Origin of the sequence: Acinetobacter sp. V2, assembly GCF_001188385.1 — a bacterium.
Classification (GTDB): Bacteria; Pseudomonadota; Gammaproteobacteria; order Pseudomonadales; family Moraxellaceae; genus Acinetobacter; species Acinetobacter oleivorans.
The window spans coordinates 1,496,289-1,508,901 of record NZ_JZFB01000001.1; the positions used below are offsets into that span (position 1 = coordinate 1,496,289).

16 protein-coding genes are annotated in these 12,613 nt (G+C 37.8%); 10 read left to right on the forward strand and 6 right to left on the reverse strand.

Annotation, left to right across the window (positions count from 1 at the left end; all coding sequences use genetic code 11):
• From UC75_RS19270 to UC75_RS06910, 9 genes are all read left to right on the forward strand, one after another.
• The coding region (locus UC75_RS19270) for a hypothetical protein (protein WP_212771766.1) at positions 1-197 on the forward strand (197 nt) is incomplete at its 5' end.
• Positions 194-1,129 (forward strand): ABC transporter ATP-binding protein, encoded by a 936-nt coding sequence (locus UC75_RS06870; protein WP_005307103.1) that lies wholly within the window; start codon positions 194-196, stop codon positions 1,127-1,129. The genes UC75_RS19270 and UC75_RS06870, both read left to right, overlap by 4 nt.
• On the forward strand, positions 1,126-1,899 hold the full coding sequence (locus UC75_RS06875) for an ABC transporter permease (RefSeq protein ID WP_004791025.1): 774 nt from the start codon (positions 1,126-1,128) through the stop codon (positions 1,897-1,899). Before UC75_RS06870 ends, UC75_RS06875 begins: the two co-directional genes overlap by 4 nt.
• A complete protein-coding gene (queF, locus tag UC75_RS06880; protein WP_049837117.1) occupies positions 1,896-2,708 on the forward strand; it encodes an NADPH-dependent 7-cyano-7-deazaguanine reductase QueF in 813 nt (270 codons plus the stop codon). Before UC75_RS06875 ends, queF begins: the two co-directional genes overlap by 4 nt.
• Positions 2,709-2,731: 23 nt before the next feature.
• Positions 2,732-3,382, forward strand: coding sequence for a hypothetical protein (locus UC75_RS06885; RefSeq protein WP_004791021.1), 651 nt, complete (start codon positions 2,732-2,734; stop codon positions 3,380-3,382).
• 127 nt (positions 3,383-3,509) lie between these two features.
• The gene (gene rodA, locus UC75_RS06890; RefSeq protein WP_005307110.1) at positions 3,510-4,652 is read left to right on the forward strand and encodes a rod shape-determining protein RodA; all 1,143 of its coding nucleotides are present in this window, start codon (positions 3,510-3,512) and stop codon (positions 4,650-4,652) included.
• Between the two features lie 19 nt (positions 4,653-4,671).
• Positions 4,672-5,673, forward strand: coding sequence for a lytic murein transglycosylase B (gene mltB, locus UC75_RS06895; protein WP_049837118.1), 1,002 nt, complete (start codon positions 4,672-4,674; stop codon positions 5,671-5,673).
• Between the two features lie 289 nt (positions 5,674-5,962).
• Complete coding sequence (locus tag UC75_RS06900; protein ID WP_004791014.1) at positions 5,963-6,574, forward strand: septal ring lytic transglycosylase RlpA family protein; 612 nt, start codon at positions 5,963-5,965, stop codon at positions 6,572-6,574.
• A gap of 572 nt (positions 6,575-7,146) precedes the next feature.
• The gene (locus UC75_RS06910; protein ID WP_013197214.1) at positions 7,147-7,596 is read left to right on the forward strand and encodes a DUF962 domain-containing protein; all 450 of its coding nucleotides are present in this window, start codon (positions 7,147-7,149) and stop codon (positions 7,594-7,596) included.
• 43 nt (positions 7,597-7,639) lie between these two features.
• On the opposite strand, the gene UC75_RS06915 is transcribed toward UC75_RS06910, so the two are convergent.
• From UC75_RS06915 to rpsB, 6 genes are all read right to left on the reverse strand, one after another.
• Complete coding sequence (locus UC75_RS06915; RefSeq protein WP_049837120.1) at positions 7,640-7,957, reverse strand: AzlD domain-containing protein; 318 nt, start codon at positions 7,955-7,957, stop codon at positions 7,640-7,642.
• Between the two features lies 1 nt (position 7,958).
• Complete coding sequence (locus UC75_RS06920) at positions 7,959-8,675, reverse strand: AzlC family ABC transporter permease (RefSeq protein WP_049837121.1); 717 nt, start codon at positions 8,673-8,675, stop codon at positions 7,959-7,961.
• A 93-nt stretch (positions 8,676-8,768) separates the two neighbouring features.
• Positions 8,769-9,593: an AraC family transcriptional regulator gene (locus tag UC75_RS06925; RefSeq protein ID WP_049837122.1), complete on the reverse strand. Its 825-nt coding sequence runs from the start codon at positions 9,591-9,593 to the stop codon at positions 8,769-8,771.
• 104 nt (positions 9,594-9,697) lie between these two features.
• On the reverse strand, positions 9,698-10,183 hold the full coding sequence (locus UC75_RS06930) for a DUF3465 domain-containing protein (RefSeq protein ID WP_049837123.1): 486 nt from the start codon (positions 10,181-10,183) through the stop codon (positions 9,698-9,700).
• 65 nt (positions 10,184-10,248) lie between these two features.
• Positions 10,249-11,124 carry a translation elongation factor Ts gene (tsf, locus tag UC75_RS06935; RefSeq protein ID WP_004791001.1) on the reverse strand — a complete coding sequence of 292 codons (876 nt, stop codon included), beginning with the start codon at positions 11,122-11,124 and terminating at the stop codon, positions 10,249-10,251.
• A gap of 137 nt (positions 11,125-11,261) precedes the next feature.
• Positions 11,262-12,014, reverse strand: coding sequence for a 30S ribosomal protein S2 (rpsB, locus tag UC75_RS06940; protein WP_002118204.1), 753 nt, complete (start codon positions 12,012-12,014; stop codon positions 11,262-11,264).
• A gap of 210 nt (positions 12,015-12,224) precedes the next feature.
• On the opposite strand from rpsB, the gene UC75_RS20525 reads away from it, so the two are divergent.
• Positions 12,225-12,613 (forward strand): M24 family metallopeptidase (locus tag UC75_RS20525; RefSeq protein WP_228137142.1); only part of this gene is annotated, 389 nt, incomplete at its 3' end.

Consider the following 12,613-nt stretch of genomic DNA (forward strand, 5'->3'; position numbering starts at 1 on the left):
CGCTCGTAGCTCAGTTGGATAGAGTACAGGTTTCCGAAACCTGGGGTCGTGGGTTCGATCCCCGCCGGGCGCACCAGCTTTTATATAATAACTTCATAAATTTATCTCAATTTTATAAAATTCCGACTATTTTACTTGGTTTATTAATCATTATCGCTCAAAATATACCCCTCTTTCATAATGTGAGAATTTCATGACTGATGCTTTGGTTTTAAGAGATTTGTCCAAAACATATCGTAATGGTTTTCAGGCGTTAAAAGGTATTAACCTCACTGTGCCTGAAGGTGAATTTTATGCGTTGTTAGGCCCAAATGGTGCCGGCAAATCAACAACCATTGGTATTATCAGCTCCCTCACGAAAAAAACCTCAGGAACAGTTGAGATTTTTGGGCACAATCTCGATACCCATCCATCTCTGGCAAAACAGCAGCTTGGCGTTGTTCCTCAAGAATTTAACTTTGGACAGTTTGAAAAAACATTCGATATTTTAGTCACTCAAGCTGGCTATTATGGCATCCACAAAAAGATTGCAGAAAAACGTGCCGAACATTATTTAGAAAAGCTTGGCCTGTGGGAAAAACGTAATATACAAGCACGTATGCTGTCTGGCGGTATGAAGCGCCGTCTAATGATTGCCCGTGCCATGATGCATGAGCCTAAGCTTCTTATTCTAGATGAACCTACTGCTGGTGTAGATATTGAATTACGCCGTTCTATGTGGGATTTTCTGACTGAAATGAACGAAAGCGGTACTTCTATTATTTTAACGACCCACTATTTAGAAGAAGCAGAAATGTTGTGTCGTCAAATTGCGATTATTGACCGCGGTGTAATTAAAGAAGATACCAGCATGAAGAACTTCCTTAATCAGCTTAATGAAGAATCATTTATCTTCGATTTAGCCGAACCGATTGGGCCGCTTCAGTTAAATATTATTGGTGTAAAGTTTAACTTAATCGATAGCAATACATTAGAAGTAACGATGGATAGAGCGCATACATTAAATGACCTATTCCAGCTATTAGAATCTCAAGGTATTCGTGTTCGTAGTATGCGTAATAAATCGAACCGTTTAGAAGAGTTATTTGTCAAAATGGTCGAGAAAAATCTTGAAGGAGAGGCAAAATGAATTTTAGCCAACTGCAAATTGCTCTCTGGACCATAGTTCGTAAAGAAGTACGCCGTTTTCTACGTATTTGGCCACAAACCTTATTACCACCAGCAATTACAATGAGTTTGTACTTTGTCATTTTCGGTAATTTGGTGGGGTCACGCATTGGACAAATGGGTGGCGTGAGCTATATGCAATTTATTGTGCCCGGTTTAATTATGATGGCGGTCATTACCAATAGTTATGCCAACGTTTCTTCAAGTTTCTTTAGTGTAAAATTCCAAAAAAGTATTGAAGAACTCATCATGAGTCCCGTTCCACTCCATATCATTTTATGGGGCTATGTAATTGGCGGTATTTGCCGTGGTGTATTAGTGGGCGCTATTGTGACTGCAATGAGCATGTTCTTTACTGACCTTTTCATACACAACTGGTTCGTAACTATATATACAGTCTTAATTACGTCGGTTCTTTTCTCATTAGGTGGTTTTATTAATGCAGTCTATGCAAAATCATTTGATGATATTTCTATTATTCCCACCTTTGTTCTTACACCCTTAACTTATTTAGGTGGTGTGTTTTATGCCATTAGTGCACTTGGTCCCTTTTGGCAAAAACTTTCTTTAATTAACCCTATTGTTTACATGGTTAATGCTTTCCGTTTCGGCATCTTAGGTCATAGTGATGTGAATGTTTCATTCTCTTTAATCATTGTGACATCATGCTGTGTTGTACTTTACGGAATTGCTTACTATTTACTTGCTCGTGGTTCAGGAATGCGTGAATGAGTGTCGAACAGTCTTTATTGGGTAAAGAAACCCAATATCCAACTAATTATCAACCTGATGTTTTGTTTCCAATTGCCCGTGCTCAGTCTCGTGAAAGCTATTCACACATTGAAGGCATTACCCAAGGTAAAGATTGGTGGCATGTTTTTGAAATCTCATGGTTAAACGCTCATGGTATTCCACAAGTTGCGATTGGCAGAATTACACTGCCCGCTTCTTCACCGAATTTGATTGAGTCAAAGTCATTAAAACTTTACTTCAATAGTCTTAATTTCACTCAATTTGATTCGAAAGAGTCATTCATTGAAACGGTTGAAAAAGATCTCTCAGCTGCTGCGGATGCAAAAGTTGAATTAACCTTATTTCAGGTTGATGATTTAGAGATTTCTAAACCTCAAGGCATTTGTATTGATGACCTTACTCCAGAACGTTTAGAGCAACATCCTGATGCGACTCTTTTAAAACGAGATGAGTCTGGTGAAGAAGTTGAAATTGAGCTGTATTCTCATCTTTTGAGAAGTAACTGTCCAGTCACGGGACAGCCAGATTGGGGTACAGTTTTTATTCGTTTTAAAGGCAAAAAACCTTGTTATCGTAGTGTTTTAGCTTATATTATCTCGTACCGTCAGCATAACGGCTTTCACGAACAGTGTGTTGAACAGATCTTTGCCGATATTTGGCAGAATCTAGAGCCTGAAAAACTGATGGTTTATGCAACTTATACTCGTCGCGGCGGACTTGATATTAACCCTTGCCGAGTATCGGATCTTTCATGGATGCCAAAACCGATTCGATTGGCACGACAATAAAACGAATAATTTGAGGATACACCATGCCGTTTTTTGGTTTTACCCCTTCTGAAGGCTTATTGAACGATATACAAACTGGAATTGCGAATAAAAATTCTAGCGAACCTTTATATCCACTTCGCGATAAGATTGCTTTACAACTTAATGAAGAGATTATTGATAATGTCTTAATTCAGTTAGTTCAGCATTTTCCTGCAAGTGAAAAGCGCGATACTGCCGAAAAACTAGCAGGCTATGTCAAATCAACTGTTGCTGTTCTTTTAAAGCAATTGTTAAGCAAAGCACCAAATGATGTGGTTAAACAGTCAGTAGAGTTTTCTGAAAAAAGCTTATTTAAAGACCCACAAGGCCAATATAAAGTAGGCGTAAATTTAGATGCAGGTTTAGTGACTAACCTTAAGCATAACTTTGCTGAGCTTGAAGCAGGCAATGACATTAATAAAGCTGCTTTAGCTGAGTTATATAAACAATTCGGCGATGCCATGATTAAACACTTCATGTCTGATTTTAATAAAACATTAGACCTTGGCATGATTAAGCGTAAAGCAGCCGATATTGGTGCGGCAGCTGTAACAAAAGCTGTTCACATTGCAATCGACAAATTGATTCCAAGCTTAAATCGTACTGAACTAAAAGCGATGGCTGAATATCATGATGGTTTATTCTTTAACTAATAAAAAATAGACTATCGGAAACCTAGCGAAAGCTAGGTTTTTTTATTGCAAAATATTGATATACATTGCCATTAACCAAGTTTATGTTAGCATGCGCCAAGCACTGATTGACCTTAGTTAACGCCGCATGTCTCCTAGTCCGCAATATAAATTTTTACGCCAAGCTCCTCGAGATGGTCTTAGCACTGCTATGCAACCATCAAAGTGGCAACAACTCCATGTTGACCCTTGGCTATGCCTATTTCTGCTCTTAAATGCGCTATTAGGTTTAACCGTACTATATAGTGCTTCTGCACAAGATGTGGGGTTAGTGAGTAAACAAGCCATGAGTTTTGGTATTGGCTTTTTAGTGATGTTTGGTCTAGCCCAAATTCCGCCAAAGGTCTATCAAGCTTTTTCACCATATTTTTATTTATTTGGCTTATTTTCACTTTTAGCAGTCATGATATTTGGTGAAGTCCGAATGGGTGCTCAGCGCTGGATTGATATTCCCGGTTTCGGAAGTGTCCAACCCAGTGAATTCATGAAAATCGGCATGCCTATGATGATTGCCTGGTTTTTAGCACGTAAACCCCTTCCCCCTAGTTTTTCACAAGTTGTTTTATCATTAATGTTAATTGGTATTCCTTTTTTACTGATTGCAGAACAACCCGACTTAGGAACATCACTTTTAGTATTAGCAAGCGGTATATTTGTTTTATTTTTAAGTGGACTTTCGTGGCGTATGATTGGTGCTGCGGGAGCCTGTGCAGCGGTGGTCATTCCGATTGCTTGGGAATTTCTTTTACACGACTATCAACGTCAAAGGGTTTTAACTTTACTTGATCCTGAGGCAGATGCACTCGGTACAGGTTGGAATATTATTCAATCTAAAACTGCAATTGGTTCTGGTGGTTTTTCAGGTAAAGGATTTCTTGAAGGCACCCAATCACATTTGCACTTTTTACCTGAAGGTCATACCGACTTTATTATTGCTGCGTACTCCGAAGAGTTTGGGCTCATCGGTGTACTTATTTTAGTGATTCTTTATTTTGCTATTATTTTTAGAACATTCCAAATCGGTTTACAAAGCTTCCATAACTATGGACGTTTAGTTGCTGGCGCCTTTGGTTTGTCTTTTTTTGTTTATGTATTTGTAAATGCGGGAATGGTCAGTGGTATTTTACCTGTAGTAGGTGTTCCCTTACCTTTTATGAGTTATGGCGGAACAGCTATTATTACTTTAATGGCCACCTTTGGTTTAGTCATGTCCATTCATACACATCGATAATCTGGAATTTTAAAACGATATGTTGTCTCAACACTTAAATAAAACTTTAAAAATGCTTGCTTTATGTACTGGTTTAATCAGTACAAGTCACTTCGCTCAGGCCAACGATTTTGCAACACATCCTGATTATATAAATTTTAAACAAAAAACGATGAGCGCTTATGGGTTAAGTGGCGATCAAGTTGATGCAGCTATGAATGGTGCAAAAAATTTACCAAACATTCTAAATATTATGACTCGTCCAGGTGAAAGCAAACCTTGGTATGACTATCGTTCTATGTTTTTGGTTGAAGGAACAATTCAACGTGGTGTGCGTTTTAAAAACCAATATGCAGATGCTTTAAACCGTGCTGAACAACAATATGGTGTATCTCAAGCTGTCATTTTGGGCATCTTGGGTGTTGAGACAGGTTATGGCGCAAATAAAGGTTCATTTATTACACGTGATGCATTAGCCACACTTGCTTTTGGCTACCCTCGCCGTGCTGAATATTTTGGTGATGAACTTGCTGCTCTTATTGCATGGACTTATAAAGAAGGTTACCCAACAAGTAGTATTGTAGGTTCCTATGCAGGTGCAATTGGCTATCCACAATTTATGCCGAGTAATATTAGTAAATATGGCGTCGATTATGATGGTAATGGACACATCGATTTAAGAAATTCTGCAGAAGATGCAATCGGTTCAATCGCAAATTACTTAGCAAAACAAGGATGGCAACGCGATCAACCTATCGGGTTTATGGCACGTTACACAGGTTCAAATCCAGACAGTGTTATTGCTAAAGATTTAACTCAACCTTTTCCATATGGTGCATTAAAGACACTGGGGGTTTCACCTTTAAATCCTTTAGTTAAAATTGATGATCTGGATATGGTGAATGTTATTCAATTACAAGACTATAATGGTCCAATTTACTATTTGACTTACCCGAATTTTCAAGTGATTACGACCTATAATAAGAGCCGTATGTATGCTACTGCTGTATGGTTATTAGGCACTGAAGTGGCTAGCCGATAGGCTAGCTTTTTTATGAGTTATGTAAAAGTCAATAAATATTTTTGTTAAATAGATCACAATACGCACAAATTTAATATCTTGTTACACTTCTGATCATTTTTTAACCCAGAACTGTAAGTTTTTGCCCTTTTTGTAACTATTTCTCGTTAAAGACTAGACACTCTCCGTAAGCGATGAATATTATCCACCCCAATGTAGCAATTGCAAAAGTGAATAATAAGACATGTTCACTTTAAATTTCAGTCAATCGCTGAAAGAAAAAAGTACATGTTCTCAGGAGTTTATACAAATGCAGTTATCGCTGAAATACGTTCTTGCACTGACGGCTAGTTTAAGCATAGCCCCATTGCACGCTGAAATGGTGCAATCTTCATCATTAAATAGTGATGTAGATGGTTCTAATTTAGCAGCTCGTGTATTGAGTAAAGATACTCAAAATTTTAATTCTCGTTTTTCTAACATTAACAGTCTTTCAATCACTGAACGTTCTGGCGATCAAATCCGTCGTCAAGCTATCGCAGCAAAAATTGAAATCCCTGAAGATGAGCCTTCAGTGATTGAAAAACTTAACACAGTAGCTTCAAACACTGTTCGTAAGTTTAGCCAAACTGGCATGGCTTCATGGTATGGTCGTCAATTCCATGGACGCAAAACAGCAAGTGGTGACACATTCGATATGAATGCCCTCACTGCTGCTCACCGTAGCCTACCGTTGAACTGTTACATTCGAGTAACGAATAAAGACAATGGTAAAAGTGTGGTTGTAAAAGTAAACGACCGTGGTCCTTTCCATGGCAATCGTGTACTTGACCTATCTTACGGTGCAGCTAAACGTCTTGGTATTACCAATGCTGGAACTGCAAAAGTAAATATTGAGCGCGTTGATGGTCCAACTTCATAAGTTATAGACTCTAGAGCTCATGTAAAAAGCCGCAATTTTTTCTGCGGCTTTTTTATGTTTTAAACTATGAAAATAATTTCTAGCTTAAGGTAAAAAAATTAGCTTTTTTAACCCTTCTCCAACCCCAGTTTTGATTATTTTTCGAACAAAAAATTGTATTTATTTTATCAAAGTCTATTTCGCTTCTAAATTGCGCTTAGAGCGACTTTAATAAATTTGCGCTACCCTAGTACCATTTTTCTAAAATAAGGGCTATTTATGGCGTTTTTAGAGTAGATGAGTAGAGCTTTTTCACACAATTTTCCCACCCATCTCAAAATTACACTTTTTTTGATGTTTTCATCATTGAGCAACACAGAAAAAATATTATGAAATATTGCACCCTTTTTTGAGTTCAAATGGACTATTTTTTCAATCAGCGCCATATTATTTTTTTCATCTACCCCCTCCTCAGTTTTTACTGCCAAATCGCTATAGTTGAATAGTGTTGGTTTCTTGTCGAATTCCTCCAGAACAGGCTAAAATATATCCAGAAAAAATAAATCAAAGTTAAAACAAGGAGTGTGCCATTAATGAAATCCGTTACAGAATGGTTTGACGAATATAGCGAAAGCCATCAAAACCCAACCAATAAACAAATTCACTGGCTCTGCGTTCCTGCCATTTTATTTTCTATTATTGGAATCATTGCCCATTTCAGCACCTTGCTCACTGCTCTACTACTTGTACTCACTTTAGTATTTTATGCTCGTTTAGATCTTGTACTTGCTGTTGCAATGGCAGCTTTACTTGTTGTTATGGCATGGCTTATTTACACCCTACCTGTAGGAGTAGGATTTTATATTGCTATTTTTGTGATTGCTTGGATCGGACAGTTCTATGGTCATAAAATTGAGGGCAAAAAGCCATCGTTCTTTAAAGATTTACAATTTTTACTCATTGGCCCCGTCTGGTGCATGGATGCCTATCTAGGAAAAATCTTACCCAAATGGAAAAGTAGACAAAAACACGCTATATCCTAATTGTTCAATTAAAGCTGGATCATCTCGATTCAGCTTTTACATTTTAGTAATTTATTAGAAAATTTATAAAATAGAAAAAAACCAAACTAGCGATAACACTTAAAAGCACTTTCTTCAGATAAAGGGCAATCACAATACAAAAGATTGCTGCATAAATATAAGGATTATCAACAATTCCTTTTAAATTATCGCCATCAAAAAAAACAACTGGAATACAAATTGCTGTTAATAAACAAGGTGCAGAATAATTAAGCATCTTATTCATAATAAGCGGCAATTTAATTTTAACAGTGGGTTCCAAAAAATAATAACGATTAAAAAAGACGATTGCTGCCAAACCTAAAATCATAAACCAAGACATATTATTGCTCCTTACCTATTTTTTCAGTTAACACTGCAACCAACATACCGATTAATCCTGAAAGTAAAATCGCTCCTTCAACTTGATATAATTTAAAGAAAAATCCGCTTAAACAAGTCATTAGCACACCAGCAATTACAGGCATTCCCTTACATAGCGGCACGATCATGGCAATAAAAATAGCCACAATTGAAAAATCTAAATGATAATTTAGTAGATCTGGAATCACTGTTGCCAAAAGTATTCCAACCAAGCTAAAAACCACCCAGAATAAATAAAAAAACAGACCTGCACCTAACAGATATTCTGGCTGTCTTTTTTCACCGGATGCACACACCGCAAATAATTCATCCGTTAATAAAAAACCTAAACTTAACCGTTTCGAAAGAGACAAAGCAGAAATGTCATTTCTTAAAGTTAATGCATAAATAAAATGCTGAGCCGTTAAAAAGAAAATCGTCACATAAATTGTAAAAATAGATGCCCCTTCCATTACCATGCTTAAACTAACTAATTGAGCTGCTCCCGCAAAAACAATTCCCGACATCGCAAGGGCTTTATAAAAAGATAAACCTGCATGAATTGCCATAGAGCCTGCCAAAATTGCCCACGGAATAACAGAAATTGACAAGGGCAAAATATCCATTGCACCACGTAAAAAAAGATAGGATGGCTTATTTTTTGGAAACCTCACCAACTGATGAAGCTGAATATTCATATATAAAATCCAAGATAAAAGATCTCTCTATAAAATGCGTAATGAGAGTTGATTTATATTGAATAAAATTGCTATAAATAAATTTTTAATAATCTAGTTATTTAGGCTAGCTACATATTGAGTAGGCGTCACTCCCATTGCTTTTTTAAAGTGACGATTAAAATGGCTTTGATCAGAAAAACCACATTGCTGTGCCACCATCGCAATTTGGTCACCCTGTTTTAATAATTGTCTTGCTTTTTGTAAACGTGCTTGAACAAGCCAAGCATGAGGTGGCAAGCCCACATATTTTTTAAATTGTCTTAAGAAATGCCATGCACTTAGACCCACCATGTCAGCCAAATCTTGTAAAGAAAAGTTTGTTTCAGGCATTTCTACCAGTAATTCTTTAACTCTTAATATTTTTGAATACGCCTCTGGTAACTCACAAAAAGTATGATTTGATTTACCATGTCGCTTCATTAGACAGGCTAAAGTCGATAAATACATCGTTTCTTTGAGTAAAAAATTATCTTTTTGTTCTAATAAATCAAACAGTAAACAAAGTTGCTGAGCCAAACCTAAGTCACGAATGACGGCTTGAGGAAACCATGGTGCGCCACGTGAATTTTCAAAAAAATCTTGGCTGACTTCTGCCAACATTTCAGGTGTTGGATAAATTGCTCGATATCGCCAGCCTGACTCTACCGCAGATGAACCCGTATGAATTTCGTCAGCGTTTACTAAAATAATGTCGCCTTTAGGAGCTACATGCAGCTGGCCCGTCCTAAAAAAAGACTGTGCTCCCTCTTCAATTACACCAATACAGTATCCTTCATGAGTATGCTTCGAAAATTGTGTTTGGTGATAATGTGCTTTTAGTAACTCTAAACCGCCCAGCTCTCGCACATGCAGATAATCGGCTTGCTCCCGCTGCATAAATACGTCTCATCTATTCAATAAAAAAACCATAGCATGTTTTAAGAAACTGAATAGAATAAAATTGCTCTATAAAAACAATCTCTTTATTTGTTTATTCGGTTTTATTGGTAGATTTGCCCATCATGTTTGAGCCAACCGCTTTCATGACGATTTTGTGGATCACGATGAGTCCAGTGCAATACACCACCTTTTGGGTTATATTCATATTCACCGTAAAACTCTACGACATCACCTTTTTTCAAATTAGGAATTTTAGGTGCTAAATCAATATTATGTGCGACTAAAATTGAAAGGCCATTTTTTAGTACAAGAATAAATTTCTGGTGTCTCGACCCATCATTATCATCTCTTAAAATTGCTTTTACTCGGCCACTTCCCTGCACTTGAACATTACTTTGTCTCTGCTCATAAGCAGCTTTTATTGTATCCACCCCATTATTTGCAAGAGCAGTTTCAGTATGCTGAGCTTCGGGTATGACTGATGATGGCGATTGATTTTGCTTATGCCCAGATAAATCCAGACCAAAATATGCAGCAATCAATAAAATTATGACACCACCAATACTGAGATTTTTTTTATTTGTCATTGTCTACCCTTAATTTAACTGAGATAAAAAAAGCCCCAATGGGGCTTTTTTTATTGTGATACGAATTACTTCGCAGCAGCTTGAGCAGCAGCAACTTCTTCAGCGAAGCTCATCTCTGCTTTTTTCTCAATACCTTCACCAACTTCGAAACGTACGAAGTTAGCAACAGTAGTACCAGTTGCTTTTAATACATCAGCAACTTTCTTGTCGTTGTCAATTACGTACATTTGACGATCAAGAGCAACTTCATTCAAGTATTTATCAACTGAACCAGTTACCATTTTCTCAACGATGTTAGCTGGTTTACCAGATTCTAACGCTTTCGCTTCAGCAATTTCTTTTTCTTTAGCGATAAGGTCAGCAGGAACAGCTTCAGCATTTACAGCTACTGGGTTGAATGCAGCAACGTGCATTGCAATACCTTTACCAGTGTCAGCATCACCAGTATAAGAAACTACAACACCGATTTTTAAACCGTGTTTGTAGATAGCCAAGTTTTCGCCTTCAACGATTTTCGCACGACGAACTTGGATGTTTTCACCGATTTTTTGAACAAGCGCAATACGAGCTTCTTCAACTGTTTGACCGTCTGCTAATTTTAATTCAGCGATTTTAGCAGCATCAGTTTCACCAGCAGCTAAAGCAGCAGTAGCAACAGCTTTAGAGAAGTTAGAGAAGTTTTCGTCTTTAGCAACGAAGTCAGTTTGACAGTTAACTTCAACTAGAATTGCTTTGTTGCCTTCTTGAACGATTGTGATTGCACCGTCAGCAGCAATGTTACCAGCTTTTTTAGCAGCTTTAGCTTGACCAGATTTACGAAGGTTATCAATAGCAAGCTCGATGTCACCGTTCGCTTCTGTTAATGCTTTTTTGCATTCCATCATTGCAAGACCAGTACGGTCACGTAATTCTTTTACCATGCTTGCAGTAATTGCAGTCATGTTGATCTCCTAAAATCGGTAGAAAATAAATCTTTTCAACAAAAACGGCCCAAAGAAACTCTGGGCCGTTTGCACTCTCGACGCTTAATTTGCCACCATTACATGTCGCAAAAATGACAAGCCTGCGTCAAAACGCATTAAGCCTCAGAAGCGTCTTTCGCAGCGTCATCGCCTTTTGCTTGAGCGTTCGCTTGAGATTGAGCGTATTCTTTACCAGCAAGAATTGCGTCAGCCATAGCTGAAGCATATAGAGTTACTGCACGGATCGCATCGTCGTTACCCGGAATAACGTAATCAACGTTGTCTGGGTTAGAGTTTGTATCAACGATACCGATAACAGGAATACCTAAGTTCTTCGCTTCTTTGATTGCAATCGCTTCGTGATCAACGTCGATTACAAATAATGCGTCAGGTAAACCACCCATGTTTTTAACGCCGCCTAAAGAACGCTCAAGTTTTTCCATCTCACGAGCACGTTCTAAAGCTTCACGTTTAGTAAGCTTAGCAAAAGTACCGTCTTGAGATTGAGTTTGAAGATCTTTTAAACGGTTGATAGATTGGCGAAGTGTTTTCCAGTTCGTCAACATACCACCTAACCAACGGTGATCTACATATGGTTGACCAGCGCGTTGAGCTTGTTCACGGATGATGTTAGAAGCAGCACGTTTTGTACCAACGAACAAAACTTTGTTCTTTTTGCTTGCTAATTGGTTAGCGAAGTTCAAAGCATCATTTAACGCAGGAACAGTGTGCTCAAGGTTGATGATGTGAATTTTGTTACGCGCGCCAAAAATGTATTGACGCATTTTTGGGTTCCAGAAACGAGTTTGGTGACCAAAGTGCGCGCCTGCTTGAAGAAGGTCACGCATGCTTACGTTGTAATCTGCCATTTTCTTTACCTTAAAAGTTGGGTTAGGCCTCCATATATCCGCATTCTCCACCCTTTTACAGGCACCCAGAGTAATGTGACGATATATGTGCGGATTTTTTACTCCACCTATCAAATTTGTTCGTAAAAGATATTCACGAAAAGCATTTGATAAAATGGGCGGCTATTTATACCATAGACACTTGTAAATTACCAAAAGTTTTTAGAGATCATGAACAGTACTTATACAGCTCCACGTCGATTAATCAAAACTCCAGATGAAATTGAAAAAATGCGCATTGCAGGACGACTGGCGGCTGAAGTTCTAGAGATGATCAAGCCGTATATCAAGGCGGGTGTAAGTACACTTGAACTTGATACCATTTGCCGTAATCACATTGAAAATGTACAACATGCTATTCCTGCCTGTGTCGGCTATGGTGGCGCTCCTGGACGCCCTGCTTTTCAGCACTCTATTTGTACTTCGGTTAACCATGTTGTCTGCCATGGCATTCCTTCTGAAAATAAAACGTTAAAAAACGGCGATATTTTAAATATTGATGTGACTGTCATTAAAGATGGTTATCACGGCGATACAAACATGATGTATATCGTCGGTGG

Bases quoted from the DNA above. Each gene is read 5' to 3' on its own strand.
- UC75_RS06870 (WP_005307103.1), top strand. From the start codon at position 194: ATGACTGATGCTTTGGTTTTAAGAGATTTGTCCAAAACATATCGTAAT.
- UC75_RS06875 (WP_004791025.1), top strand. From the start codon at position 1,126: ATGAATTTTAGCCAACTGCAAATTGCTCTCTGGACCATAGTTCGTAAA.
- queF (WP_049837117.1), top strand. From the start codon at position 1,896: ATGAGTGTCGAACAGTCTTTATTGGGTAAAGAAACCCAATATCCAACT.
- UC75_RS06885 (WP_004791021.1), top strand. From the start codon at position 2,732: ATGCCGTTTTTTGGTTTTACCCCTTCTGAAGGCTTATTGAACGATATA.
- rodA (WP_005307110.1), top strand. From the start codon at position 3,510: ATGTCTCCTAGTCCGCAATATAAATTTTTACGCCAAGCTCCTCGAGAT.
- mltB (WP_049837118.1), top strand. From the start codon at position 4,672: ATGTTGTCTCAACACTTAAATAAAACTTTAAAAATGCTTGCTTTATGT.
- UC75_RS06900 (WP_004791014.1), top strand. From the start codon at position 5,963: ATGCAGTTATCGCTGAAATACGTTCTTGCACTGACGGCTAGTTTAAGC.
- UC75_RS06910 (WP_013197214.1), top strand. From the start codon at position 7,147: ATGAAATCCGTTACAGAATGGTTTGACGAATATAGCGAAAGCCATCAA.
- UC75_RS06915 (WP_049837120.1), bottom strand. From the start codon at position 7,957: ATGTCTTGGTTTATGATTTTAGGTTTGGCAGCAATCGTCTTTTTTAAT.
- UC75_RS06920 (WP_049837121.1), bottom strand. From the start codon at position 8,675: ATGAATATTCAGCTTCATCAGTTGGTGAGGTTTCCAAAAAATAAGCCA.
- UC75_RS06925 (WP_049837122.1), bottom strand. From the start codon at position 9,593: ATGCAGCGGGAGCAAGCCGATTATCTGCATGTGCGAGAGCTGGGCGGT.
- UC75_RS06930 (WP_049837123.1), bottom strand. From the start codon at position 10,183: ATGACAAATAAAAAAAATCTCAGTATTGGTGGTGTCATAATTTTATTG.
- tsf (WP_004791001.1), bottom strand. From the start codon at position 11,124: ATGACTGCAATTACTGCAAGCATGGTAAAAGAATTACGTGACCGTACT.
- rpsB (WP_002118204.1), bottom strand. From the start codon at position 12,014: ATGGCAGATTACAACGTAAGCATGCGTGACCTTCTTCAAGCAGGCGCG.